Annotated in this window: 22 protein-coding genes; 12 read left to right on the top strand and 10 right to left on the bottom strand. The window is 72.4% G+C overall.

Going from position 1 to position 26121, the window contains the following annotated elements; translation table 11 throughout:
- Positions 1 to 81 precede the first annotated feature (81 nt).
- The gene (ctaD, locus tag AB0F61_RS02885) at positions 82 to 1839 is read left to right on the top strand and encodes a cytochrome c oxidase subunit I (RefSeq protein WP_357802673.1); all 1758 of its coding nucleotides are present in this window, start codon (positions 82 to 84) and stop codon (positions 1837 to 1839) included.
- 910 nt (positions 1840 to 2749) lie between these two features.
- Here ctaD and AB0F61_RS02890 read toward each other — a convergent pair.
- Genes AB0F61_RS02890 through AB0F61_RS02905 form a run of 4 tightly spaced genes read right to left on the bottom strand, consistent with a single transcriptional unit; the run spans position 2750 to position 8651 of the window.
- A complete protein-coding gene (locus AB0F61_RS02890; RefSeq protein WP_357802675.1) occupies positions 2750 to 4000 on the bottom strand; it encodes an MFS transporter in 1251 nt (416 codons plus the stop codon).
- A gap of 28 nt (positions 4001 to 4028) precedes the next feature.
- Positions 4029 to 4622, bottom strand: a complete 594-nt coding sequence (locus tag AB0F61_RS02895) for an isochorismatase family protein (RefSeq protein WP_357802677.1) — start codon at positions 4620 to 4622, stop codon at positions 4029 to 4031.
- 47 nt (positions 4623 to 4669) lie between these two features.
- Positions 4670 to 5956, bottom strand: coding sequence for a nicotinate phosphoribosyltransferase (locus tag AB0F61_RS02900; RefSeq protein ID WP_357802678.1), 1287 nt, complete (start codon positions 5954 to 5956; stop codon positions 4670 to 4672).
- Positions 5957 to 5972: 16 nt separating this feature from the next.
- Positions 5973 to 8651: a LuxR C-terminal-related transcriptional regulator gene (locus tag AB0F61_RS02905; protein ID WP_357802680.1), complete on the bottom strand. Its 2679-nt coding sequence runs from the start codon at positions 8649 to 8651 to the stop codon at positions 5973 to 5975.
- Positions 8652 to 8847: 196 nt separating this feature from the next.
- Between AB0F61_RS02905 and AB0F61_RS02910 the strand changes: the two genes are divergently transcribed.
- The 11 genes from AB0F61_RS02910 (at position 8848) to rdgB (ending at position 18049) form a co-directional block, all read left to right on the top strand.
- Complete coding sequence (locus tag AB0F61_RS02910) at positions 8848 to 10404, top strand: hypothetical protein (protein WP_357802682.1); 1557 nt, start codon at positions 8848 to 8850, stop codon at positions 10402 to 10404.
- Between the two features lie 148 nt (positions 10405 to 10552).
- Positions 10553 to 10843, top strand: a complete 291-nt coding sequence (gene clpS, locus AB0F61_RS02915; RefSeq protein ID WP_357376538.1) for an ATP-dependent Clp protease adapter ClpS — start codon at positions 10553 to 10555, stop codon at positions 10841 to 10843.
- 2 nt (positions 10844 to 10845) lie between these two features.
- Positions 10846 to 11340 (top strand): DUF2017 domain-containing protein, encoded by a 495-nt coding sequence (locus tag AB0F61_RS02920; RefSeq protein WP_357802747.1) that lies wholly within the window; start codon positions 10846 to 10848, stop codon positions 11338 to 11340.
- Between the two features lie 52 nt (positions 11341 to 11392).
- A complete protein-coding gene (locus tag AB0F61_RS02925; protein ID WP_357802684.1) occupies positions 11393 to 11881 on the top strand; it encodes a M67 family metallopeptidase in 489 nt (162 codons plus the stop codon).
- Between the two features lie 66 nt (positions 11882 to 11947).
- Complete coding sequence (locus AB0F61_RS02930; RefSeq protein ID WP_357802686.1) at positions 11948 to 12334, top strand: MoaD/ThiS family protein; 387 nt, start codon at positions 11948 to 11950, stop codon at positions 12332 to 12334.
- Between the two features lie 11 nt (positions 12335 to 12345).
- Entirely contained in the window at positions 12346 to 13311 is a 966-nt protein-coding gene (locus AB0F61_RS02935) for a pyridoxal-phosphate dependent enzyme (protein ID WP_357802688.1), read from the top strand.
- A gap of 223 nt (positions 13312 to 13534) precedes the next feature.
- Positions 13535 to 14278, top strand: coding sequence for an MBL fold metallo-hydrolase (locus AB0F61_RS02940; protein WP_357802690.1), 744 nt, complete (start codon positions 13535 to 13537; stop codon positions 14276 to 14278).
- 110 nt (positions 14279 to 14388) lie between these two features.
- Positions 14389 to 15534 (top strand): glycosyltransferase family 1 protein, encoded by a 1146-nt coding sequence (locus tag AB0F61_RS02945; protein WP_357802692.1) that lies wholly within the window; start codon positions 14389 to 14391, stop codon positions 15532 to 15534.
- Positions 15531 to 16700: a glycosyltransferase gene (locus AB0F61_RS02950; RefSeq protein WP_357802694.1), complete on the top strand. Its 1170-nt coding sequence runs from the start codon at positions 15531 to 15533 to the stop codon at positions 16698 to 16700. The genes AB0F61_RS02945 and AB0F61_RS02950 overlap by 4 nt, the downstream gene beginning before the upstream one ends.
- A gap of 9 nt (positions 16701 to 16709) precedes the next feature.
- Positions 16710 to 17435: a ribonuclease PH gene (rph, locus tag AB0F61_RS02955; protein ID WP_357802696.1), complete on the top strand. Its 726-nt coding sequence runs from the start codon at positions 16710 to 16712 to the stop codon at positions 17433 to 17435.
- Positions 17432 to 18049, top strand: coding sequence for an RdgB/HAM1 family non-canonical purine NTP pyrophosphatase (gene rdgB, locus AB0F61_RS02960; protein WP_357802698.1), 618 nt, complete (start codon positions 17432 to 17434; stop codon positions 18047 to 18049). The genes rph and rdgB overlap by 4 nt, the downstream gene beginning before the upstream one ends.
- A gap of 64 nt (positions 18050 to 18113) precedes the next feature.
- On the opposite strand, the gene hutH is transcribed toward rdgB, so the two are convergent.
- Genes hutH through AB0F61_RS02990 form a run of 6 tightly spaced genes read right to left on the bottom strand, consistent with a single transcriptional unit; the run spans position 18114 to position 25913 of the window.
- Entirely contained in the window at positions 18114 to 19652 is a 1539-nt protein-coding gene (gene hutH / locus AB0F61_RS02965) for a histidine ammonia-lyase (protein WP_357802699.1), read from the bottom strand.
- Entirely contained in the window at positions 19649 to 20848 is a 1200-nt protein-coding gene (hutI, locus tag AB0F61_RS02970) for an imidazolonepropionase (protein ID WP_357802701.1), read from the bottom strand. The genes hutH and hutI overlap by 4 nt, the downstream gene beginning before the upstream one ends.
- Complete coding sequence (locus tag AB0F61_RS02975; RefSeq protein WP_357802703.1) at positions 20845 to 22206, bottom strand: formimidoylglutamate deiminase; 1362 nt, start codon at positions 22204 to 22206, stop codon at positions 20845 to 20847. The genes hutI and AB0F61_RS02975 overlap by 4 nt, the downstream gene beginning before the upstream one ends.
- Entirely contained in the window at positions 22197 to 23399 is a 1203-nt protein-coding gene (locus AB0F61_RS02980; RefSeq protein ID WP_357802705.1) for an allantoate amidohydrolase, read from the bottom strand. The genes AB0F61_RS02975 and AB0F61_RS02980 overlap by 10 nt, the downstream gene beginning before the upstream one ends.
- Positions 23396 to 25051, bottom strand: coding sequence for a urocanate hydratase (hutU, locus tag AB0F61_RS02985; RefSeq protein ID WP_357802707.1), 1656 nt, complete (start codon positions 25049 to 25051; stop codon positions 23396 to 23398). The genes AB0F61_RS02980 and hutU overlap by 4 nt, the downstream gene beginning before the upstream one ends.
- A 16-nt stretch (positions 25052 to 25067) precedes the next feature.
- Positions 25068 to 25913, bottom strand: a complete 846-nt coding sequence (locus AB0F61_RS02990) for a MurR/RpiR family transcriptional regulator (RefSeq protein ID WP_357802708.1) — start codon at positions 25911 to 25913, stop codon at positions 25068 to 25070.
- Positions 25914 to 26121 lie beyond the last annotated feature (208 nt).

Here is a 26121-nt window from a genome sequence, read left to right on the forward strand (position 1 = left end):
GGGGACTATCCTCCTTGCGGATGACGGCCCGCCGATAAACAGCGTGTGCCGAGCGGGACAACCGAGAACCGGAGGCCACTCGTGACCACCGTCGCACCCAAGCCGGTCGTGACCCGGCCCTGGCCGGTCCGGGAGCCGGTCAAGGGGTCGGCCATCGCGCGGCTGCTGCGAACCACGGACGCGAAGCAAATCGGGATCATGTACATGGTCACCGCGTTCGCGTTCTTCATGATCGGTGGCCTGATGGCCCTGATCATGCGTGCTGAGCTGGCCCGACCCGGGCTGCAGTTCCTGTCGCCGGAGCAGTACAACCAGCTCTTCACGATGCACGGCACGATCATGTTGCTGTTCTTCGCGACGCCTATCGTGTTCGCCTTCGCGAACTACATCGTGCCGATCCAGATCGGCGCGCCCGACGTCTCCTTCCCCCGCCTGAACAGCTTCGCCTACTGGCTGTACCTGTTCGGCGGCACGATCGCGACCGCCGGTTTCCTCACCCCGGGTGGCGCCGCTGACTTCGGCTGGTTCGCGTACGCGCCGCTGAGCAGCGTCGAGCACTCGCCCGGCGTCGGCGCCAACATGTGGATCATGGGTCTGGCCATCTCCGGTCTGGGCACCATCCTCGGCGCGGTGAACATGATCACTACGGTGCTCACCCTGCGTGCGCCCGGCATGACCATGTTCCGGATGCCGATCTTCACGTGGAACATCCTGGTCACCAGCCTCCTGGTGATCCTGGTCTTCCCGCTGCTGGCCGCCGCGCTCTTCGCGCTCGCCGCGGACCGCATCCTCGGCGCCCACGTGTACGACCCCGCCACCGGTGGGCCGATGCTCTGGCAGCACCTGTTCTGGTTCTTCGGGCACCCCGAGGTCTACATCGTGGCGCTGCCGTTCTTCGGCATCATCAGCGAGGTCATCCCGGTCTTCTCCCGTAAGCCGATCTTCGGTTACAAGGGTCTGGTCGCCGCGACCGTCGCGATCGCCGCGCTCTCCATGAGCGTCTGGGCGCACCACATGTTCGCCACCGGCCAGGTGCTGCTGCCGTTCTTCAGCTTCCTGAGCTACCTGATCGCCGTGCCGACCGGTATGAAGTTCTTCAACTGGATCGGCACCATGTGGCGGGGGCAGGTCAGCTTCGAGACGCCCATGCTCTGGGCCATCGGCTTCCTGGTCACGTTCCTCTTCGGTGGTCTCACCGGTGTGCTGCTCGCCAGCCCGCCGATCGACTTCCACGTGTCCGACTCGTACTTCGTGGTGGCGCACTTCCACTACGTGCTCTTCGGCACGATCGTGTTCGCGGTCTTCGCCGGCATCTACTTCTGGTTCCCGAAGATGTTCGGCCGGATGCTCGACGAGCGCCTGGGCAAGGTGCACTTCTGGCTCACCATGATCGGGTTCCACACCACGTTCCTGGTGCAGCACTGGCTCGGCAACGAGGGCATGCCCCGCCGCTACGCCGACTACCTGCCAAGGGACGGCTTCACCACGCTGAACACGATCTCCACGATCGGCGCGTTCATCACCGGTATCTCCACGCTGCCGTTCATCTACAACTGCTGGAAGTCGTACAAGACCGGCCCGGTGGTCGAGGTGAACGACCCCTGGGGCCACGGCAACTCGCTGGAGTGGGCGACCAGCAGCCCGCCGCCGCTTCGCAACTTCGACCGGATGCCCCGCATCCGCTCCGAGCGGCCGGCGTTCGACGCGAAGTTCCCGGAGCTGGCCGCCGGTCAGACCCTGGCCGGCCCGCCGGAGGGTGGCTCGAAGCCGCTCACCAGCGAGTCGGACGGCGGCGCCAGCTACCGCGAGGACACCGCAAGCGACATCGACAGGCACTGACTCTCAAACCGAGCTGTACGACGGGCGCCGCCCCCGGGACCACCGGGAGCGGCGCCCGTCGCCATGTCCGGCCAACCTCACTCCCACCATTCCGTCCTCGTCCTGACCCACGGTCCCTCCACCGGCGACTGCTCACCCGCCGCTGACTGGACTTCCGTCCCGGCCTCAGCCCGTCCCGGCCTCAGCCCGTCCCGGCTTCAGCCCGTCCCGGGCGTCAGCCCGTCCCGGCTTCAGCCCGGCCCGGCTTCAGCCTGACCCGGCCTCAGCCCGGCCCGGCTTCGGCTCGGCCTGGTCCTGCCTGGTCTGCCCCGGCTCGGCTTGCTGGCTTGGTCCGGCTTGGTTCGGCTTGGCCCGGGTCGGCCCGACTTGGAGGTGGCTATCTCCCTGATGAGCGTGATGCCTGTGAGTCATCATGATGACTCACAGGCATCACGCTCATCGAATGCGTTCGGTCCGGAAGCCCGGCGGACCTCCGATTGGTCACCGCCGCGGGGCAAGCCTGGGACCGATCAGCCGAAGTCGCTGTGCCACCCACCGTCATTGAACGCATCGGCGAAGCATTGTCGGGGTGGCGCACCCACTCGATGTAATCGCTGCGTTTGGCACGTTCACCGGCGTGCCAGCAGGTCCAGCCCGGCCGATCGAGGCCGGACCATCCGACCTCGGCCCCCGACCCCAGGCCCTCGGCCCTCGGCCCTCGGCCCAACGGCCTAGCGTGCGCGGCGGCTCCAGCGTGCCCGGTCTGTCCGCCGGCCCCCGCCGTGCCCAGCGGACTCACCCGGGCGACCCTGCCTGCCTGGCCTGCCTGCCTGCCTGCCTGGCCTGCCTGCCTGCCTGCCTGGCCTGCCTGCCTGGCCTGGTCGGCAGGGTCGCCCGCATCAACGTGCCGTCGGTGGCGTGGGCGTAGCCGTCAGCGGGAGGTGGGGGCGAGGTTGGCCTCGACCGGCTGCGTGGGGGTGGCCGCGTCGGCGTTGCGACGGCGGCCCAGCTCGATCACGAACACCACGAGGGTGACCAGTGCGCCGAGCGCGCCGGTGACCACGAAGCCCCAGAGCGGCGCGCTGGCGTCGATGACCGCGCCGGCGAGCGGTGCGCCGACCGCGATGCCGACGGTGACCGCGGAGCCGTGCAGGCCCATCGCCTCACCGCGTACCTCGGCCGGAACCAGGCGGCTGACCGCGTCGGACGAAGCCGCGATGGTCGGTGCGCAGAGCGCGCCGGCCGGGATCAGCGCCAGGCACAACAGCCACCAGTGCGCACCGCCGAGCCCGACCGGGATGGTGCACAGGGCGAGTGCGGCGGTCAGGGCCAGCGGAGAGAACGAACGGTGGACGGCCCCGTAGGCGAAGCCGCCAGCCAGCGAGGCGACCGCCCAGCTCGCCAGCACCACGCCGGTCCAGCCGACCTCGCCGCTGGCCCGCAGCACGGCGACCACCGCCACGTCGGTGCCGCCGAGCACCAGGGTCGCGGCGGCGCTGAGCGCCAGCACGGCGAGCAGTCGAGGTGTCAGCCACTCCCGGCGAGGCGTCCGGCGCTGCGGACCGGTGGCCTCGGCGGCGCCGCGGATCGGTGGGTTGACCACCCACAGGGCGATCCCGGCGGCGACGATGCCGCCGCCGACCAGGTACATGGTGGTCTGTGCGGAGATCGCGGTGACCAGGGCCACAGCCAACGCCGGGCCGATCATGAAAGACAGTTCCACAGACATCGAGTCCAGCGCGTACGCGGGGCGACGTTGGTCCTCCGGAACCAGCGCCGCGATCGACTGACGCACCACGGAGAAGATGGGCAGGGCCAGGGAGCCGGCCACAAAGGCCGCCGGCAGCAGCAGGGGGTACGGCAGTCCGGGCGCGGTGGACCAGAAGACCGCCTCGGTGATGCCGGTGAGCACCAGGACCGGGCGCAGGCCACGCCGGTCCACCAGTCGGCCGAGCAGGGGTCCGCCGATCGCCGCGCCCACGGTGACGGCCGCGCCCACCAGACCGGCGGCCCCGTAGCCTCGATCAAGGTCGAGCACCACATGGAAGGTGAGTGTCACCCCGGTCGCGGTGAGCGGGATGCGGGCAAGGACGGCGACCAGCAGGAGCGACCGCAGGCCGGGCAGGGCGAGCGCCTGCCGGTAAGGCTTCATGTTCACGTGGGTCCGTACCTCCGGCGACATCCTCGACCGGCGGCGTCCCGATGACCAATCAATTACCGTCTTGTGCGGCCCTCATCACAGGCTGACCGTGCAGGGTCACCCCGGCGCCGTCCATGGCACGCAGTGCCACGTCGGTGGTCGCCGGAGCGACCGCGGCGGTCAGTTCGAGCAGCACGGTGGTGGCGAAACCCTCCCGAGCGGCGTCCAGCGCGGTCGCCCGGACGCAGTGGTCCGTGGCGATGCCGACCACGTCCACCCGGTCCACGTTGTGCCGGCGCAGCCAGTCGGCCAGGCACTCGCCGTCGTCGGCGTGCCCCTCGAACCCGGAGTACGCCGCCGCGTGCTCGCCCTTGTGAAAGATCGCCTCGACCCGACCGGTATCCAGTTCGGGATGGAACTCCGACCCGCTGGTGCCGACCACGCAGTGCCTCGGCCAGGACTCCACGAAGTCCGGCGGATCGCCGAAGTGCGCACCGGGGTCGACGTGGTAGTCCTTGGTGGCGACCACGTGCGACCAGCGGTCCGGCTCGGAGGCGAGCAGCCGGGAGATGCCGGCGGCCACCCCCGCGCCGCCCTCGACGGCCAGCGAGCCACCCTCGCAGAAGTCGTTCTGCACGTCCACGATGATCAGAGCGTCGGCCATTGGAGTCCCTTCCTCATGGTCTGTCTGCGGCGAGATGCCCGGCGAGCTCAGTCGGCGGGTACGACCGAGACCGGCACCGCCGGGTCGCCGGCCGAGAGCTTCAGCCCCTCCCACGGGATGGAGATCAGGCACTCGCGCAGGTGCTCCCGCGACTCGTCGAGGGTGGGCAGCCACACCGGCTCGCCGGCGACCACGTACGAGTGTTGGAGCATGCGGTCGTTGGGCTGCCGGTCCGGTACGCCCTGCGGCACGATGATCTCCTCGGTGGCGGTGCCGGTCGGCTTGTGCCGGCGGACCGCGACCTTCCGGCCGCCGATGGTCGCCTTCTGCTCGGAGCGCTTCACCACCGGCCGCCCATCGACCTCGACGAGCTTGTAGACCAGCCCGGCGGTCGGTGCCCCGGAGCCGGTGACCACGGCCGTGCCGGCGCCGTACATGTCCACCGGTTCGGCGGCCAGCGCGGCGATCGAGTACTCGTCCAGATCACCGGAAACGATGATCTTGGTCTCGGTGGCGCCCAACGAGTCGAGCAGCTCCCGGGACTGCTGGGCGATCACCGCCAGGTCGCCCGAGTCGATCCGTACCGCTCGCAGCTCCGGCCCGGCCACCGCTATCGCGTTGCGGATGCCCTGGCTGATGTCGTACGTGTCGACAAGCAGCGTGGTGTCCTTGCCCAGCGTGGCGACCTGCGAGGCGAACGCCGCCCGCTCGTCGTCGTGCAGCAGGGTGAAGGCGTGCGCCGCGGTGCCCGCCGTCGGGATGCCGTAGCGCGCACCGGCGGCGAGGTTGGACGTGAACCGGAAACCAGCCAGGTACGCGGCCCGCGCCGCGGCCACCGCCGCCTCCTCGTGGGCCCGGCGCGAGCCCATCTCGATAAGCGCTCGACCCCGCGCAGCGGTCACCATCCGCGCCGCCGCCGCGGCCACCGCGCTGTCGTGGTTGAGCACGGAGAGCGCAAGCGTCTCCAGCACCACACACTCGGCGAAACCGCCGGAGACGGTGAGGATCGGTGAACCGGGGAAGAACAGCTCACCCTCGGCGTACCCGTCGATGTCGCCGGTGAAGCGGTAGTCGGTGAGCCAGGCAGCGGCCGCGTCGTCGACCACGCCGGTCCGCCGTAGGAAATCGACATCGGTGGGGTCGAACCTGAAGTCGCGGATCAGTTCGATCAGCCGGGCCGTGCCGGCGACCACGCCGTAGCGGCGGCCGCTCGGCAGCCGGCGGCTGAACACCTCGAAGACACACCGGCGGTCGGCGGTGCCGTCCTTCAGTGCCGCACTGACCATGGTCAGCTCGTAGTGGTCGGTCAGCAGCGCGGGGCGGTTGATGCTCACCGCCCCAGCCTAAGGTTCAGTCCGCGTCGCCGTCGTCGTGGCCCGGGATCGCCCGCAGCGCGGCCCACAGCTCGGCCCGTCCGGTCACGCCCAGCTTGCTGTAGATCCGTTGGAGGTGATTTTCGACTGTGCGCGCCGAGAGGTAGAGCCGTTCCGCGATGGCCCGGCTGGACGCGCCGTGCGCGGCGAGGCGGGCGACCTGCCACTCCCGCTCGGTCAACACCGGCGCTCCCGCGTGCAGCGCCGGCGTCCGGATCAGGTCACAGCGCCCCAGCAACCCGGCCAGACGTTCCCGGGCGCCGTTGGTCGCGGTCGAGTGCTGCCGGCGCAGCCGCTGCACGGCCTGGGAGGTGGCCTCGGCGGCGTACACGGTCAACTCCAGCGCGGCGTAGTCGTCGGCGACCGCGAGCAGATCCGCGGCGGAGTCCGTCACCGCCGCGCGGGCGTGCCGGGCCAGCAGCGGCGGGAGCACCCCGTCGACCCGCTCGGAGAGCTCGGCCAGGCGCTGCGCCACAGTGCGTCGACCACCATCGGAGCAGGTGGGACCGACCGGCATGCCGGCCTGGTCCAGCCGGACGAGGTCGTGCAGGGCGTGCACCTCGTGCCCGGCGAAGCCGTCCGCGCGCAGCCGGTCCACCAGGTCGGCGAGGTGCTTGACCGCACCCGGCAGGTCACCCGACGCGGCGAGGGTCGCACCCCGGGCCTGCTCCAGCCACGGGTAGAGCACCGCCATGCCCGGTGCGTGGGTGCGGTCCGCCTCGGCCATCGCCGCAGTGGCCTGCGCGGCGTCACCGCGCAGCGCGGCCGACTGGGCTCGCTCGGCCTGGGCCAGACCGGCGTAGACCCGGCTGGTGGCCAACACCGCGCAGGCACCCAGCGAGGCGCGGGTGGCGGCGTCACTCTGCCCCCGCAGCCGGGCCGCATACGCCTGGAGGATGGCCAGGTAGCCGGTGCCGAGCCGGAAGTCGCCGGCATCGGCGAGGTCGGCGAACTCGTCGGCGACTATCGCGTCGATCCCGGCCAGGTCGCCGGTGAGCATGAGCCGGGTGCCCCGGGCCAGTTCCAGGGCCAGTTGCAGGTACGGCATGTCGGTGCGCCAGTTGGCGACGGCGGAGTGCACCTGGGCGATCGCCGTACCGCTGTGGGTGAGCTGGCCCTGCGCGGCCTGGACGTACGCGATGGTGCAGCGGGCCAACTCGCGGGCGGCGACGCCGGCCGCCGGCCGGTCCAGCACCTGTTGGCTGAGCCGTACCGCGGTGGTCGTGTCCAGTCGGTGCAGGCGCATGATCGCCTCGAAGGCGTGCACCCGGGACCGGTCCGCGGAGTCGCTGAGCTGCTCGACGCGGCCGGCGATCTCCTCCACGGTCGACTGCTGGCTCAGCCCCCAGTAACTGACCATCCCGCGTACGGTCAGCCAGCGGCAGTACCGCCGCTCGTCGCCGGGCTCGGGGGTCACGGCGTCGAGGACGTCGATGGCCTCCTCCGGCCGGTCGGCGAACATCAGAATGGTGGCCAGCAGCTCCGCCGCGTCGGAGCCTCCGCCCGCGTGCAACGCGGCCCGCGCCAGGCGGGTCGCCAGCGGCACGTCGTACCGGGTGAACGCCTGGACCGCGGCGTCCACCAACAGGGCCGGATCCTGTGCGGTGCCCGAGTCGAGGCGCCACACCGCGACCCGCAGCAGGTCGTCGCGGCGGCGCTTGCCGACCTGTTCGAGAAGCTCCGCGAGGTGTGCCTGAAGCCGGCGGGTGCGGCTGACCGGGCAGCGGCGGCGCATCACCTCGCCGTAGAGCGGATGGGCCAGCCGGACGTTCGTCCGTCGGTCGTTCTGGACCACGCTGATCAACCCGCGTTCCTCGGCGGTCTCCACGTCCGACTGGTCGGCGGCCTGCCGCAGAAGCTGTAGGCCGAGTGGTTCGCCGAATGCGACAAGCTCGACGACCGCGCGGACTCCGTCGGTGAGTTTGCCGACCCGGGTGTCGATCAGGTCGGTCAGGCTGGGTGCCAGCTCCAGCCGCCCGGTCCACTGCCAGATCCCGTAGGTCTGTTTCAGCTCCGCGCTGCCGCTGGCCGCGTGCACCAGCTCCCGCAGCAGCAGCGGGTTGCCCGCCGACAGCCGGCCGAGCCGGTCGGCGGAGTTGGCGTCGACCGGGCCGCCCAGGATCTCCGCCAGCAGGCCGGCGGTCTCCCCCTGCGGCATCGGGGTCAGCTCGACGTGTTCGACCAGGTCATCGGTCCACAGTGCACGGATCGGCAGCGGGATCTGCTCGCCGTCGCGCAGGGTGCCGACCACTGTGGCGTTCTCGGCGCGGGCGACCAGGTGGACAAGTGCCGCCGAGGGGGGATCGAGCAGATGGGCGTCGTCGATGGCGAGCACGATCCGTCGACCGGCCGCCTGCTGTTGCAGCACGTTGAGCGCCCAGCGCAGGATGCCGGCGGGGGAGAGGCCCTGGGGCTGCTCGGCCGGAAGAACCTGCACCAGCCCGCCGAAGGGTAACGCCGCGGTGGTGGCGCTGGCCGCGATGGTCCAGATCGCGAAGCGTTCGGTGGGCAGCGTGCTCACGCCTTCGCGCAGCAACCGACTCTTGCCGATCCCGGCGCTGCCGCTGAAGAAGAGCCCGCGGCCAGCCTCGCCGGTCACCGCCGCCAGCAGGCGGTTGAGCTCGTCGGTCCGGCCGACGAACTTCCATCGACTCATTCGCGCAGCATATCGACCGGAATCCGTCCGCGCCCGCACCGTCACTCAACGAAGTTGAGTAGTCGCACAATTACCGCTGAGTATCCGAGGTGTTCCACCTGGTTGCCGGCCCGCCCGTAGTCTTCCGGCATCCGGATTCTTCACCGGATTTCCCACCTGGCCGGGCGTCCGGTCACCTGCCCCGGGAGGCCGCCTGATGAAGCAGGGCCCTCTCCCCTCGGTCGACTCCAGCGATGACGTGGTCGGCGCAAGCGATCTGCCGAGCTGCGGCCCGCTGCCCGCCCGGGTCGGCGTGACCAGCCCCGCACCGGAGGAGCCGCTCGGCGTGGTCGCCGTCGGCCCGGCCGGTGCCGAGCGACGCGCCGTGCTCGCCACGCTGCTCGATCTCGACCCGGTCATGCTCACCGTCCCGTCGGGCAGTTGGTTGCTGGTGCGGAACGCCAAGGTGCCCACCCGGGCGGCGTTCGTGCCCGGTTACCGCCAGCCCCACTCGTACGGTGCGGACCGGAACGCCGCCGGCCCGGCGTTGGCCCGTCCACCCCGGCGGGTCGAGCTGAGCGTGCCCGAGCCGCTGCTGCGGCACTTCACGCTTATCGATGTGCCGGACACCGCGACGCTCGGCGTGTCCGGCAGGCAGGTGCTGCTCGACGCGGTGGGCCGGGCCGGCGCGTTGCTCTTCGTGATCGCCGCCGACCAGGCGTTCACGGCCGCCGAGCTGAACCTGCTCGCCGAGGTCGCCCCGACCCCGGTGGAGGTCGTCTTCGCGGTGACCCCTGGCTCGGCAGGGTGGGCCCCGCTGGCCGACGGCGCGGCGGCGACGGAGGACGCGGGGGCGTCCGTCTCGCCGGTCGGAGGTCGGGCGACCGAGATGGACGCGGCCGAGGTGACCGTGGCGGCTCACCGCGCGGCGCTGCTGGCCGCGGTGCCGGCGCTGGCCGGCGCGCGGTGGTTCCCGGTCGACGCCCACTCCGCCGACTCCGCCGCCGACCTGCGGCGGGCGTTGGTGGGCTGGTCGTCGGAGGAGGGGTTGCGGCGGGCCAGCGTCGAACCGCCGGTGCTGCCGGGTCAACACGACCGGGTCGCCGTGGCCGCCGATCCGGGCGACTGGTCGGAGCAGCTCGACCGGCAGACCCGGACGTGTGCTCAGCGGATCCGCCAGCACCTCGCACTGGAACTGGCGAACATCCACCTGCGGGCCGTCCAGGAGATCGTGTTCGGGGTCGGCTGCGCGGGTCTACCGGACCTCCTGGATCGGGAGATGGCGGCGCTGTCGCTGTTGGCCACGGCGCAGTGCGACCAGGCGGTGCGCGGCATCGTGACCGATGCAGCGGCCCGGGTGCTCGGCGCGCCGCCGGTCGAAGGGGTGCGGCGGCGGATCGCCACCGCCGTGCAGTACGGCCTGGCCGACGACCGGCCGGGCCACGAGCTGGACAAGGTGCTGCTCATCACCAGCACCGCCGGGGTGGCCGGGTTGACCGGCCCGGAGGCGATCGACGCCCTCGCCAACTATCCGGCGGTCTTCCGCGACGAGGTGCTTCCGCCGGTCGCGGTGGCGCTCTCCGGCGGGTGCTGGCAGCAGTGGCGTACCCCTGGCAGGGACGACCACAACGCGGCGCGGGCCTGGTCCCAGCGTGCGGTGCGGGAGGTCGAGCTGGGGTTGTCCCGGGAGATATCCCGACGGTTCGAGGTGATCCGCCTCTCGCTGGGCGCGGTGCTCTCCGATGCAGTCGATCACGGCATCCTGCTCGCCTGACGGTGTGGTCGCCCCCGGGTCCGGGTCCGCGCCGCGCCACGGGTCCGAGGGCGCTCGGGGCGGTTCAGGGGTGTCCCGGGTGGGCGATCCGCGCCGGTCCGGCGTTCCGGTTCCTCGGTTCCGGGAAACCGGTGGCACGATGGGGGGTATGGCGGCTCCACAGGTTGCACCGGTCGAGACGCCGGACACTGACGAGGTGCCGGCGGCTGACCGGCAATGGGTGACGATCGTGTGGGACGACCCGGTCAATCTGATGACGTACGTGACCTGGGTCTTCCAGAAGCTTTTCGGCTACAGCCGGGAGAGGGCCGAGCAGCTCATGCTTGATGTGCACCACAAGGGCCGGGCCGTGGTCTCCACCGGTGTCCGGGAGCGGATGGAGCATGACGCGTCGCAACTGCACGCGTATGGGCTGTGGGCGACGGTGGACAGGTCGTGAGCATGTTCCGTCGCCAGGCCGGCCGCTACGTCGCCACCTTCGCGGTCGACGAGGTGCGGGTGCTGCGCAAGGTCGCCTCCGAGGTGGTCGGCCTGCTCACCGATGGCTTCGACCACACCGACCCGGTCGTGGGTCGGCTCTTTCCGGCGGTCTATCCGCAGGACGCGCCGGGGACAGCCGAGTTCCGTCGGTACACCGAGGGCGATCTGAAGACCGCGAAGATCGATCAGGCGGGGGCGATCCTGGCCGCGCTGCCCGACGACGCCGGTGGTGAGGTACGGCTCGACGCCGAGGCGGCCGAGGCGTGGTTGCGGGCGCTGAACGACGCCCGGCTCGCGATGGGTGTCCGTCTGGAGATCAAGGACGGCACGGATCTGGGCGAGGAGTTGGACGACGCGGTCGCCGACGATCCGGGGTCCAGTCGGGTGTTCCAGCTTTCGGTCTACGCCTATCTCGGGTATCTGCAGGAGTCACTGCTCAACGCCTTGATCGACTAGGCGTGACCCGCACCACTTCGGCTCGCGCTCGTCAGGCGTTAGGCTGGTCCTCGTGCTGAGCATCGACCGGTCGATCATCGACGCGATCGTCGCCCACGCGCGCCGGGATCACCCCGATGAGGCGTGCGGCGTGGTCGCCGGTCCCGTCGGCAGCGACACCCCGACCCGGCACATTCCGATGGACAATGCCGCGCGGTCGATGACCTTCTACGAGTTCGACTCGATGGAGCACCTGCGCGTGTGGCGGGAGATGGATGACCGGGACGAGGAGCCCGTGGTCATCTACCACTCGCACACCGCCACCGAGGCGTACCCATCGCGGACGGATGTCTCCTTCGCCGGTGAGCCGGGCGCGCACTACCTGCTCGTCTCGACCCGCGATCCCGACGCGGAGGAGATCCGCTCGTTCCGGATCGTCGACGGTGTGGTCACCGAGGAGCCGGTCCGGGTCGTGGAGGCCGGGGTCGACCCGCATGCCGTCCAGTCCTACATGTTCGGGCAGAGCCCGGCGACCGTCGACTACGAGTGTTCCGGCCGCTGATCCGTCAGCGTTCGCACTCGTCTCGTCCCGTCACCGTAGGCACACCCGATCAAGGAGTTCGACATCATGGCCATTGAGGTTCGCATCCCCACCATCCTGCGCAGCTACACCGGCGGCGCCAAGGTCGTCGACGGCTCCGGCGACACCCTCGCCGATCTGCTCACCGACCTGGATTCCCGGCACGGCGGCCTGCGCGGCCGGTTGATCACCGACGCGGGCACGCTGCACCGCTTCGTCAACGTCTACGTGAACGACGAGGACGTCCGTTTCCTCGGCGCCCTGGACGCCAAGCTCTCCGACGGTGACAGCGTCACCATCCTGCCCGCCGTGGCCGGTGGCGCGTTCGGCTTCGCCGCGGCGGCGGCGATCAGTTCGCACAGCGCCGCGGCAGCGGCGATCAGCTCGCACAGCGCCGCCGTCGCGGTGGGCCGCGGCGCCGTCGCGGCTCGCTGAGGTCGGCCGCCATGGCGCGGTACGACAGCCTGCTCGACGCGTGCGGGGGCACACCGCTGATCGGCCTGCCCCGGCTCTCCCCGACGGTGCCCGACGGGGCCCCACCGGTGCGTCTCTGGGCCAAGCTGGAGGACCGGAACCCGACCGGCAGCATCAAGGACCGCGCGGCCCTGTTCATGGTCCGGGCGGCCGAGGAGGCTGGCCGGCTCCGGCCGGGTGACACGATCCTCGAACCGACGAGTGGCAACACCGGCATCTCGTTGGCGATGGTGGCCAAGTTGCGCGGCTACCGGCTGGTCTGCGTGATGCCGGAGAACGTCTCCACCGAGCGGGTCCAGTTGCTCCGGATGTACGGAGCCGAGATCATCTTTTCGCCGGCGGCGGGTGGCTCCAACCAGGCCGTCGCCACCGCCAAGCTGATCTCCGCCGAGCACCCGGACTGGGTGATGCTCTACCAGTACGGCAACGAGGCCAACGCGCGGGCGCACTACGAGACGACCGGGCCGGAGCTGCTGCACGACCTGCCCGACATCACGCACTTCGTGGCCGGGCTCGGCACCACCGGCACGCTGATGGGCACCGGGCGCTACCTGCGGGAGAAGGTCGACGACATTCAGGTCGTGGCGGCCGAACCGCGCTACGGCGAGCTGGTCTACGGCCTGCGCAACATCGACGAGGGGTACGTGCCGGAGCTGTACGACGCCTCGGTGCTGTCCCGGCGCTTCTCGGTCGGCACCCGGGACGCGGTGCTGCGTACCCGCCAGCTCGTCGAGGTCGAGGGCATCTTCGCCGGCTTCTCCACGGGTGCCATCCTGCATGCCGCGCTGGCGGTGGCGCACGAGGCGGTTCGCGACGGTCGGCGGGCCGAGGTGGCCTTCGTGGTGTGCGACGGCGGGTGGAAATATCTGTCCACCGGGGCGTACGGCGGCACGCTCGCCGATGCCGAGGACGCCCTGGAGGGGCAGCTCTGGGCCTGATCGGACTGGTCTTCCCGGTACGGGCCGTTGACGTGCGTCGACGGCCCGTACGCCGTCCGGCGCTCCGTGAGCAGGTGTCACGTTCGTGACAACTTCCGGCGGATGATTCTTACCGCCGGGTACCCCAGCGTAGGCTGCGCAGCGTGGCGTACGCGTCGGTAAAGATCATGGCTGAGGCGATTGCCGGCACCGATGCTACTGACAGTGACAGCGAGACAACTCGATGCGACTGACAGTCCTTGGCAGCGCCGGCAGCTTTCCCGGCCCCGAGTCGCCCTGCTCGGCCTATCTCGTCGAAGCCGACGGCTTCCGGCTCCTTGTCGACTTCGGCTCCGGGTCGTTGTCCAGCCTCCAGCGGTACGCCGGCCTGCACGCCCCGGACGCGATCCTGCTGACCCACCTGCACTGCGACCACATGTTCGACGCCGTGCTGTACGTGGTGGTGCGCCGGTGGGCCCCGGACGGCCCCTACCCGGCGCTGCCGGTGTACGCGCCCGCCGGCGCGCCGGACCGGCTCAGCGCCGCGTACGGCGAGGACGGTTCGGTGGAGGACGTCTACCAGTTCTACGCCCTGCAGCCGGGCACCTTCCCGATCGGCCCGTTCACCGTCACCGTCGACCGGGTCAACCACCCCGTCGAGACGTACGGCGTGCGGTTGGAACACGACGGCCGGTCGCTGTGCTACTCGTCGGACACCGCGCCCTGCGCGGCGCTGCTGCGGCTGGCCCAGGACGTCGATGTGTTCCTCTGCGAGGCCAGCTACCTCGATGGCATGGACAACCCGCCGGATCTGCACCTGACCGGCCGCGAGGCCGGTGAGGCGGCGACCAAGGCCGCGGTGGGCCGGCTCCTGCTGACCCACCTGGTGCCCGCCTGGGGGAGCGAGGCGCACACCCTGGAGTCGGCCGCCGGCGCGTACACCGGGCCGATCGACGTGGTCCGACCCGGCGCGAGTTACGACGTCTGACGCACCCAGGCCCGGTTTGCCAGGCCCGACCCCGGTGTTGTGCCGTATTGTTCGCCGCCCGGTCAGCGGACCGTCGTCTGGCGCACCCGTGACACCCGCACGGTGTGGGCATGCGGATCGCCATCGTGACCGAGTCGTTCCCACCGGACGTGAACGGCGTCGCGCACTCCGTGGTGCGCACGGCGGAACACCTGCTCGACCAGGGCCACGAGCCGGTGGTCATCGCGCCCGCCCCACCCGGTGCCGGCCGGCAGCACCTCGACCGGCTGCCGTACCCGGTGGTGCGCATCCCCAGCGTGCCGCTGCCCCGCTACCAGGGTTTCCGGTTGGGCGTGCCGACGACCACCCGGTTGACAGGTGCGCTGCTGTCGGCCGAGCCGGACGTGGTGCACCTGGCCAGTCCGTTCGTCCTCGGCGCGCGGGCGGCCACGCTCGCCAGCCGCTACCGGCTGCCCACCGTGGCGGTCTACCAGACCGATGTGGCGGCGTACGCGCGGGCGTACCGGGTGAGCTGGGGTGAGGCGGCGGCGTGGCGCCGGATCCGGGAGATCCACAACTCGGCGCAGCGCACCCTCGCCCCGTCCACCCGCGCCGCCGCCGACCTGATCGCCAACGGGGTGCAGCGGATCTGGCTGTGGCGCCGGGGTGTGGACGCGGTCCGCTTCGATCCGGCCAAACGGTGTGCGGCGCTGCGCGACCGGCTGGCACCAAACGGTGAACTGCTGATCGGTTACGTCGGCCGGCTCGCCCCGGAGAAGCGGGTGGAGTTGCTGGCGGCGACGTCGCGGCTGCCCGGGGTACGGGTGGTGGTGGCCGGTGACGGCCCGGCCCGCCGCCAGTTGGCCCGGGAACTGCCCGGGGTGACCTTCCTCGGCGTGCAGCACGGCGACGATCTGGCCCGGCTCTACGCCAGCCTGGACCTCTTCGTGCACACCGGACCGCACGAGACCTTCGGCCAGACCATCCAGGAGGCGCTGGCCTCCGGGGTGCCGGTCGTGGCACCGGCCAGCGGCGGCCCGGTCGACCTGGTCGACGAGGGTGTGACCGGGCTGCTGGTGCCACCGGACGACGGCGACGCGCTGGCCGCCGCGGTGGCCGACCTGGCCGGCGACGCCGACCGGCGGCGGGCCTACGGGCTGGCCGCCCGGGTCGCGGTCAGTCGACGTAGTTGGGCGGCGGTCGGCGACGAGCTGATCGGGCACTACCACGCGGTACGCGCCGTGGCCGCCACCGTCGGCCTGCCGGCCGCGTCGTGACCTCGGCTGCCGGCGGGCTGCGGATCGTCCGGCTCGCCAACTTCGTGACGGCACGCTCCGGTGGGCTGCGGACCGCGCTGCGGCACCTCGGGGAGGGCTACCGGGCCGCCGGGCACGAGCCGGTGCTGGTGATACCCGGCCGACGGGCCGCCGACGAGTCGTACCCGTGGGGGAGGGTGGTCACCCTGCCCGGCCCGGAGCTGCCCGGCAGTGGCGGTTACCGGCTGCTGGCCGGTCGACGCCGGTTGGCCCGGCTGCTCGTCGACCTGGCACCGGACCGGTTGGAGGTCTCCGACCGGTTGTCGCTGCGCTGGACGGGCCGGTGGGCGCGGGCGCACGGGGTGCCGTCGGTGATGGTGTCGCACGAGTCGCTGACCGGGCTGCTCGGCCAGTGGGGCGTGCCGGACGCGTTGCGCCGCCCGACCGCCGACCGGCTCAACCGGGCGACCAGCCGGGCGTACGACCGGATCGTCTGCACGACCCGGTGGGCTGCCGAGGAGTTCGACCGGATCGGCGCCGACAACGTGGAACTGGTGCCACTCGGGGTGGACCTGGACACCTTCCACCCGGACCGGGCCGACCCGCGGCTGCGCGCCCGGTACGCCGACCCCGGCGAGTTGCTGCTTGTGCACTGCGCCCGACTGTCGCCGGAGAAGCGGCCGGAGCTGGCCGTGCAGGCGCTCGCCGAACTGCGCCGCGAGGGCGTACCCGCGGTGCTGGTGCTTGTCGGCGACGGCCCGCTGCGCGGCGCGCTGGCCCGGCGGGCGGCCGGGCTGCCTGTCACGTTCACCGGTTTCCTGCCGGACCGCGGCGCGGTCGCCGCGTTGCTGTCCAGCGCGGACGTGGTGTTGGCGCCCGGCCCGGTGGAGACCTTCGGCCTGGCCGGACTGGAGGCGCTGGCCTGCGGCACCCCGGTCGTGGTCAACGCGGCGAGCGCCCTGCCCGAGGTGGTCGGTGACGCGGGCGTGGCCGCGTACGGCTCGGGTGCGGCGATGGCGGCGGCGGTGACCCGCCTGGCGGCCCGGCCGGAGGCGTGGCGGCGGCGGGTCGCCCGCGCGCGGGCCGAGGAGTTCGGCTGGCCGGCGGCGGTCGCCGGATTCCTCCGGGTGCACGACGCGGACACTTGTCGGGACACCCCGGCTGAGGTGGATCAGGGCACCGCATAGGGTGCAGGAATGGCGCGACCTGACGGGCGAGGGCCCAATCAACTTCGACCGGTGACCCTGACCCGAGGCTGGAGCACCCATCCGGAGGGGTCGGTGCTCGTCGAGTTCGGCGGCACCCGGGTGCTCTGCACGGCGAGCGTCACCGAGGGGGTGCCCCGCTGGCGCAAGGGCTCCGGGCTCGGCTGGGTGACAGCCGAGTACGCGATGCTGCCCCGGGCCACCAACACCCGCTCGGACCGGGAGAGCGTCAAGGGCCGGGTCGGTGGCCGCACCCACGAGATCTCCCGGCTGGTCGGCCGCAGTCTGCGGGCCAGCATCGACCTGAAGGCGCTCGGCGAGAACTCGATAGTGCTCGACTGCGACGTGCTCCAGGCCGACGGGGGCACCCGGACGGCCGCGATCACCGGCGCGTACGTCGCGTTGCACGACGCGGTGACCTGGCTTGCCGCGCGTAAGGCGTTGGCCGGTAAGCCGGAGAAGGTGATGCACCGGTCGGTGGCCGCGGTCAGCGTGGGGATCGTCGCCGGTGAGGCGCGGCTGGACCTCTGCTACGAGGAGGACGTCGCCGCCGAGGTGGACATGAACGTGGTGTGCACCGGTGCGGGTGACTTCGTCGAGGTGCAGGGCACCGGCGAGGCGGGCGTGTTCGCCCGCGACCAGCTCGACAGCCTGCTCGACCTGGCCGTGGCCGGGTGCGCGGATCTGGCCGAAGCCCAGCGGAAGGCACTCGCATGAACAAGGTCCTGCTCGCCACCCGTAACCGCAAGAAGCTTGTGGAACTCCAGCGGATCCTGGACGGCGCGCTCGGCGCGCAGCGGATCGCCCTGCTCGGGCTGGACGACGTCGAGCAGTACGCGGAGCTGCCGGAGACCGGCCTGACCTTCGGCGAGAACGCGCTGATCAAGGCGCGGGAGGGTTGCCGGCAGAGCGGGCTCCCGACCATCGCGGACGATTCCGGGCTCGCGGTGGACGCGCTCAACGGGATGCCTGGGGTGTTCAGCGCCCGGTGGTCCGGCCGGCACGGCGATGACCGGGCCAACCTTCAGTTGGTGCTGGACCAGATCGCCGACGTGCCGGACGAGCACCGGGCGGCCTCGTTCGTCTGCACCGTGGCGTTGGTGCTGCCCGGCGGCAAGGAGCACCTCGTCGACGGTCGGCAGTCCGGTCGGGTGCTGCGCGCTCCGCGCGGTGACGGCGGGTTCGGCTACGACCCGATCTTCCTGGGCGACGGTCAGGACCGGACCAACGCCGAGCTGACCCCGGCGGAGAAGGACGCGATCAGCCACCGGGGCAAGGCGCTGCGCGAGCTGGCCAAGCTGATCGCCAAGGTGCTGCCGCCCGCCGCCTGACGGGCGAACCGGGTGCTGCCGCCCGCCGCCTGACCCGCGGCGGACGACAGCGACCCGACGGAGCTCAGCCCAGCGGGCCGACCTCCCGTTCGATGGCGGCGCGCAAATCCGGCCCGGCGACGACGCCACGGGCCGCCTCCATCACCGGTGCGAGGAACACGTCCGGGCCGGGCTCACCGGCCGCCGGACCGAGCGCGGCGACGGCCGCCCGGCCGGCCGGTGACGGCTCCAGCGGGGCGCGTAGCTGCAGGCCGCGTACGCCGGCCAGCAGCTCGACCGCGAGCAGACTGGTGAGGTTGTCCAGCACGGTGCGCAGCTTCTTGGCCGCCGCCCAGCCCATCGACACGTGGTCCTCCTGCATGCCGCTCGTGGGCAGGGAGTCCACCGAGGCGGGGGCGGCCAGCCGACGGTTCTCGGCGACGATCCCCGCCGCCGTGTACTGCGCGATCATCAGCCCGGAGTTGACGCCGGCGTCGGGGGAGAGGAACGCCGGCAGTTCCCGGGAGCGGGTGACGTCGAGCAGCCGGTCCACCCGACGCTCGGCGATCGCGCCCACCTCGGCGGCGGCGATGGCGAGGAAGTCAGCGGCGAAGCCGAGCGGCGCGCCGTGGAAGTTACCTGTCGACTCGACCCGCCCGTCCGGCAGCACCACCGGGTTGTCCACCACGGACACCAGCTCCCGGCCCGCGACCGTGCGGACGAAGTCCAGGGTGTCGCGGGCCGCGCCGGCCACCTGCGGGGCGCAGCGCATCGAGTACGCGTCCTGCACGGCGTGCGCCAGGTCGTCGCGGTGCGAATCCATCACCCGGGAGTCCTGCAACAGCCGGTGGATGTTCGCCGCCGACGCCGCCTGACCGGGGTGCGGCCGGATGGCGTGCAGCTCCGGCAGGAACGGCCGCTCGGAGCCGAGCATCGCCTCGATGGCAAGCGCGGCCGTCACGTCGGCCATGGCGAACAGGTGCGCCGCGTCGTGGATGGCCAGCAGCAGCATGCCGAGCATGCCGTCGGTGCCGTTGATCAGCGCCAGCCCCTCCTTGGCGGCCAGCTCGATCGGCGTGAGTCCGGCGGCGGTCAACGCGCCCGCCGCGTCCTGCCGTTCGCCGCCGGGCCCGAGGACCCAGCCCTCGCCGAGCAGCACCAGCGCGCAGTGCGCGAGCGGCGCCAGGTCACCGGAGGCGCCCAGCGAGCCGTGCTCCGGCACCCACGGGGTGATGTCGTGGTTGAGCAGGTCGACAAGGGCCTCCGCGACGAGCGGCCGGACCCCGGAGCGGCCCAGCGCGAGGGACCGGACCCGCAGCAGCATCATGGCCCGGACCACCTCGCGCGGCATCGGGGCGCCCACCCCGGCGGCGTGTGAGCGGATCAGCGCGTGTTGCAGCTCGGCCCGCCGCTGCGGGGCGATGAAGGTGTTGGCAAGCGCCCCGAACCCGGTGGAGACCCCGTAGACGGGACGGCCCGACGACTCGATGCCGTCCACGATGGCCCGACTGGTCGCCATCGCCTCGATGGTGGCCGGTGCGAGGACGACCGTGGCGCTGCCGCGGGCCACCGCGAGCACGTCGTCGGCGGTGATCCCGGTGGGTTGGATGGTCACGTTCGTCATTGCGGTGCTCCGTTGCGTATTACCTGGCGGATCAGGGGGACACCGGGCCGGTAGGCCAGGTGCAGGTGCGACGGCGCGTCCAGGACCACGAGGTCGGCCCGCGCGCCGGGGGTGAGCACGCCGATGTCGTCGCGACGCAGGGCCCGCGCGCCGCCGGCGGTCGCGGCCCAGACCGCCTCCGCCGGGGTCATCCGCATCTCGCGGACCGCCAGGGCCACGCAGAACGCCATCGACGAGGTGTACGACGAGCCGGGGTTGCAGTCGGTGGCGAGCGCCACCGTGACACCGGCGTCGAGCAGCCGGCGGGCGTCCGGGTAGGGCGAGCGGGTGGAGAACTCCGCCCCGGGCAGCAGGGTCGCGACGGTGGTGGTGTGCGGGCCCTCATGGCACATGCAGTCGACCCGGCGGGACGCGAGCGCGTCGATGTCGGCGTCGGACAGGTAGGTGCAGTGGTCGACGCTCGCCGCGCCCAGCTCCACGCCGAGTCGCACGCCCGGTCCGGGGCCGAGCTGGTTGGCGTGCACCCGCACGCCGAGCCCGAGGGCCTGCCCGCAGGCCAGGATGGCCCGGGCATGATCCACGTCGAAGGCGCCCCGCTCGCAGAACACGTCGATCCACTTCGCGTGCGGCGCGGCGGCGGCCAGCATCGGCCCGCAGACCAGTCCGACGTAGTCGTCCGGGCGGTCGGCGTACTCGGCGGGGACCACGTGCGCGCCGAGGAAGGTGGTGTCCTCGGTGACCTCGGCGGCGATCCGCAGCGAGCGGGCCTCGTCGGCGACGGTCAGCCCGTACCCACTCTTGATCTCCATGGTGGTGGTGCCCTGGCGCAGCGCCTCCCCCCGCAGTCGGCGCACGGTGGCCCGCAGCTCGTCGTCGGTGGCGGCCCGGGTCGCCCCGACAGTGGTGCGGATGCCGCCGCCGGTGTAGGGCTCACCGGCCATCCGGGCGGCGAACTCGGCGGCCCGGTCCCCGGCGAAGACCAGGTGGGCGTGGCTGTCCACGAAGCCGGGCAGCACGGCGGCCCCACCGGCGTCGACCCGCCGGTCGGCGGCCGGCGCGGTCGCGGACGACCCGACCCAGGCGACCCGGCCCTCCTCGACCAGCACGGCGGCGTCGCGGCGGATGCCCAGTGGGCCCTTGCCGGGGCCGTTGGTGACCAGCTCCCCGATGTTGTCGACAAGCAGAGTGCCGCTCACGCGGGTGTCACCGCCTCGATGGCGGCCGACAACTCGGCCGGCACGTCCACGCTCAGGTGCCGGCCCTCGGCCACCACCACCCGGCCGTCCACAAGCACCTGCTCGACGTCACCGGCGGTGGCCGCGAAGAACACGCCCACCGGCGGCACCCCGGCGGTGCGGGGGCCGTCCAGCCGTACCGTCACCAGGTCGGCGCGGGCGCCGACGGCGATCCGGCCGGCGTCGGCCCAGCCCAGGGCGGCGTGCCCGGTGACGCTTGCCGCCGTCAGCAGGTCGACGGGGGCGAAGTGCCCACGGCGGCGGGTGCGCAGCCGCTCGTCCAGCTCCACCGCGCGGGCCTCCTCGAACAGGTCGACGACGGCATGGCTGTCGCTGCCCAGGCTCAACCGGATCCCCGCGTCGGCCATCAGGCGGGTCGGGCCGATCCCGTCGGCGAGGTCCCGCTCGGTGGTCGGGCAGAGGCACACCCCGGTCCGGCTGTCGCCGAGCAGAGTCAGGTCGGGGCTTGTCGGGTGGGTGGCGTGCACGGCTGTGGTGTCCGACCCGAGCACGCCGTGCTCGGCCAGCAACGCGGTGGGCGTACGCCCGTGCACGGCCCGGCACTCGTCGTTCTCGGCGGGCTGCTCGGAGAGGTGCGCGTGCAGCGGCGCCCGCCGATCCCGGGCCCAGTCGGCGACCGTGCGGAGCTGGTCGGCCGGAACCGCGCGCACCGAGTGCACCGCCGCGCCGACCCGCACGTGCGAGTCCGCCGGCTGGAACGCCGTCGCCCGCTCGGCCCAGCGGGCCGCGTCGCCGTCACCGAAGCGGCGCTGCGGCCCGGCGAGAGGCTGACCGTCCACGCTTGAGGTCAGGTAACAGGCGTCCAGCAGGGTGAGCCGGATCCCGGCGTGCGCGGCGGCCTCCACAAGCGCCGCGCCCATCGCGTTCGGGTCGTCGTAGGCGCCGCCGTCGGGCCGGTGGTGCAGGTAGTGGAACTCGCCCACGCAGGTGATCCCGGCGAGCGCCATCTCGGCGTACACCGCGCGGGCCAGGGCGAGGTAGGTGTCCGGGTCCAGCCGGTCCGCCACCGCGTACATCTGGTCCCGCCAGGTCCAGAAGTCACCCCGACCGCCGTGGGTACGCCCGCGCAGCGCCCGGTGGAAGGCGTGCGAGTGCACGTTGGCCAACCCCGGCAGGGTCAGGCCGGGCAGCGGCACGGCGTGCACCTCGACCCCGGCGGGTGGCCGGCTCCCGGGGGTCAGCGGCGTCACGGCGCTGATCCGGCCGTCCTCGATCTCGATCAGCACGTCGGGGGTGGGTTCGGCGTGCTCGGGCAGCCAGGCGTACTCGGCGAGCCACCGGCTCGGTGTCACCGGCATGTCAGCTCCTCAAGGACCCGGGCCAGGGCGCGTACCCCGGCGGCGCAGTCGTCGTCGGTCGCGGCTTCGGCGGGGGAGTGCGACACCCCGGTCGGGTTGCGGACGAACAGCATCGCGGTGGGCAGGTGCGCGGCGAGCACCCCGGCGTCGTGCCCTGCCCCGGTGGGCAGCACCGGCGCGTCCAGCAGGGCGGCCAGCCGCCCGGCCAGGCCGCCGTCGAAGGCGACAAGCGGCGTCGCCGACTCCTCGGTGACGGTAACCGCCGTACCGTCGCGGCGGGCGCGTTCGGTGAGCTTGCCCCACACCGCCTCGACCAGCCCGGACAGTGTCTGCGCGTCGGCGGCACGGGCGTCCAGCCAACCGGTCACCTTCGACGGGATCGCGTTAGTGGCGTTGGGTTCGACGGCGACCCGGCCCACCGTGGCGTGCGCGTCGCGCAGCCGGGCCTCCTTGTTGGCCGCCAGCACCGTGAACGCGTACGTGAGCATCGGGTCGCGGCGGTCGGCCATCCGGGTCGTACCCGCGTGGTTGCCCTCGCCGACGACGTCGAAGCGCCACCGGCCGTGCGGCCAGATCGCGCTGGCCACCGCGACCGGCGCGTCCGTCCCGACAAGCGCGCGGCCCTGCTCGACGTGCAACTCCACGAAGGCGCCGATCCGGCCCAGCAGCTCCGGGCGGGCGCCCGCCGGCCGCTCGCCGAGCGCCTCGGCGAAGCTCACCCCGGCCGCGTCGCGCAGGCCGGCCGCGCGCTCGGGCGACAGCGCCCCGGTGAGCAGCCGCGACCCCAGGCACGGTACGCCGAAGCGCGCACCCTCCTCCTCCACGAACGCGGCGAGCACCAGCGGCCGGTTCGGGGTGACACCTCGGGCGCGTAGCTCGTCCACGGCGAGGAACGCACTGACGATGCCGAGCGGCCCGTCGTACGCCCCGCCGTGCGGCACGGAGTCGAAGTGGCTGCCGGTGAGCACCGCGTCGGCGGCCTGCGGGTCACCCCAGTGGGCGAAGAGGTTGCCGTTGCCGTCCTCGCTGACGGGCATGGCGCGCTGCCCGGCCTGTGCCCGGAACCAGTCGCGCAGCTCCCGCTCCGGCTCGGTCAACGCGTACCGCAGATAGCCGCCGCTGTCGGTGTCCCGCCCGACCGGCGCGATCTCGTCCCACAGGGCCCGGAACCGGCCGGGCAGGTCGTCGCTCACGCTGATCCCTCGGCCATGGGCGTGCGCAGGCCGGTGCGGGCCGCGACGTCGCGGGCGATGTCGTAGCCGGCGTCGACGTGCCGGATCACGCCCATCGCCGGGTCGTTGGTGAGCACCCGTTCGATCTTCTGTCCGGCGAGGGCGGTGCCGTCGGCGACACACACCTGCCCGGCGTGGATCGACCGGCCGATGCCCACCCCGCCGCCGTGGTGGATGGACACCCAGGAAGCGCCACTTGCCGTGTTGACCAGGGCGTTGAGCAGCGGCCAGTCGGCGATCGCGTCGGAACCGTCGGCCATCGCCTCGGTCTCCCGGTACGGGCTGGCCACGCTGCCGGCGTCCAGGTGGTCCCGCCCGATGACGACCGGGGCGGACAGTTCGCCGGAGGCGACCATCTCGTTGAACCGCACGCCCGCCCGGTCCCGCTCCCCGTAGCCGAGCCAGCAGATCCGCGCCGGCAGGCCCTGGAAGGCGACCCGCTCGCCGGCCAGCCTGATCCACCGGGCCAGCGGCTCGTTCTCCGGGAACAACTCCAGGATGGCCCGGTCGGTGGCCGCGATGTCGGCCGGGTCGCCGGAGAGCGCCGCCCACCGGAACGGGCCCTTGCCCTCGGAGAACAGCGGCCGGATGTACGCGGGCACGAAACCGGGGAAGTCGAAGGCGCGCTGGTACCCGGCGAGCTGTGCCTCGCCGCGGATCGAGTTGCCATAGTCGAAGACCTCGGCGCCGGCGTCCAGGAAGCCGACCATCGCCTCGACGTGCGTCGCCATCGACGCGCGGGCCCGGTCGGTGAACTCGGCCGGCTTCGCCTGCGCGTAGGCACGGGCGTCGGCCAGCTCCACCCCCACCGGCAGGTACGACAGCGGGTCGTGGGCGCTTGTCTGGTCGGTCACGATGTCGACCTCGACGCCGCGACTCAGCAACTCGGGGAAGATCTCGGCGGCGTTGCCGACCACGCCGACGGAGAGCGCACGCCGGTCCCGCTTCGCGGCGAGCACACGTCGTACCGCGTCGTCGAGCGAGTCGGCGACCTCGTCCAGGTAGCGGTCGTGCATCCGCCGGTCCAGCCGGGTGCGGTCCACGTCGACGATCAGGCAGACGCCGCCGTTCATGGTGACCGCGAGCGGCTGCGCGCCGCCCATCCCACCGCAGCCGGCGGTCAGTGTGAGCGTGCCGGACAGGGTGCTGTCGAACTTCTTGGCGGCCACCGCCGCGAACGTCTCGTAGGTGCCCTGGAGGATGCCCTGGGTGCCGATGTAGATCCACGAACCGGCGGTCATCTGCCCGTACATGGTCAGGCCGAGCTGCTCCAACCGGCGAAACTCCGGCCAGGTCGCCCAGTCGCCGACCAGGTTGGAGTTGGCGAGCAGCACCCGCGGCGCCCACTCGTGGGTGCGCAGCACGCCCACCGGGCGGCCGGACTGCACGAGCATCGTCTCGTCCTCGCGCAGGTCGGTGAGCGTGCGGACCAACGCGTGGTATGACGGCCAGTCCCGGGCCGCCCTGCCGGTGCCGCCGTAGACGACCAGGTCCTCGGGGCGCTCGGCCACGTCCGGGTCGAGGTTGTTCATCAACATCCGCAGGGCGGCCTCCTGCTGCCACCCTCGGGCGGTGAGCTGGTTGCCCCGTGCGGCACGGACGGGCTGGGTCATCTCGGGTCTCCTCCGGTCATCCGCGGAACAACTGACGGCGGGCCGCGGAGGCCTCGAACGCCTCCAGTCGGCGTTGGGTGTCGGCCGGTGCGGCGTCACAGATCGCCTGTAACAACACCATGGCCAGGGTCATCGGGGCGGTGTGCAGGTCGAAGACGAGCTGCGCGCCGACCGCCGCGGGCAGCACCACGTCGGAGTGCTCGGTGGCGGGGCTGACCGGTGAGTCGGTGATCGCCACCACGGTCAGCCCGGCGTCGCGGGCGTCGCGGAGCGCGTCCAGGGTCTCCCGGGGGTAGCGGGGCAGGACGAAGGCGAGCAGGGCCGACGCCCCGGCCTCGGCCGCCTGCTCCAGGCGGTCGGTGAGCAGGCTGCCGCCGTCGTCGAGCACCCGCACGTCCGGGTGCACCTTCGCCGCGAAGTAGGCGAAGTACGCGGCCAGCGGCGCGGCGGCGCGCAGGCCGAGCACCGGCAGTGGGCGGCTTCGGGCGAGCAACCGCCCGGTCTCGGCGATCCGGTCGCGGTCGGCGAGCTGGCCGGCCAGCCGGTCCAGGTTGCCCATCTCCGCGCGTACCGCCTGCTGTAGCTCGTTGCCGGCGTCCGTCGATCCGCCGGGAGTGGCGGTGGTGAGGTCGCGCAGCCGGCGGCGGAGCGCCGGGTAGCCGTCGTGGCCGAGCGCGACGGCGAACCGGGTGACCGACGGCTGGCTGACCCCGGCGAGTTCGGCGACCTCGGCGGCGGACAGGTACGCCACGGCGGGTGCGTGTTGCACGAGGCAGTGCGCGATCCGGCGCTGGGTGGGGGTCAGCCGCACCCCGTCGAACAGGTCGAGCAGATCGCTGCCCTGCGCACCACTTTCATTCACGGGCCGACTCTATGCATGGAATCTTTCACCTGGCAAGGCGGCGTCCTACGCCGTCCCGGCACGGTTCCGCGACGTCCGGAGGGTGTGCGAGGGCACGTGCTGACGGGGCAGTCCGCACTCGGCGGTGATCGGTAGTATCCCGCTCGGCGAAACGACGGAGGAGCGCACATGCAGCCGGAAAGTCCCTACAGGTTCACCCGCGTGCTCG

Source organism: Micromonospora sp. NPDC023888, assembly GCF_040639415.1.
In the GTDB taxonomy this organism is placed as follows: Bacteria; Actinomycetota; Actinomycetes; order Mycobacteriales; family Micromonosporaceae; genus Micromonospora.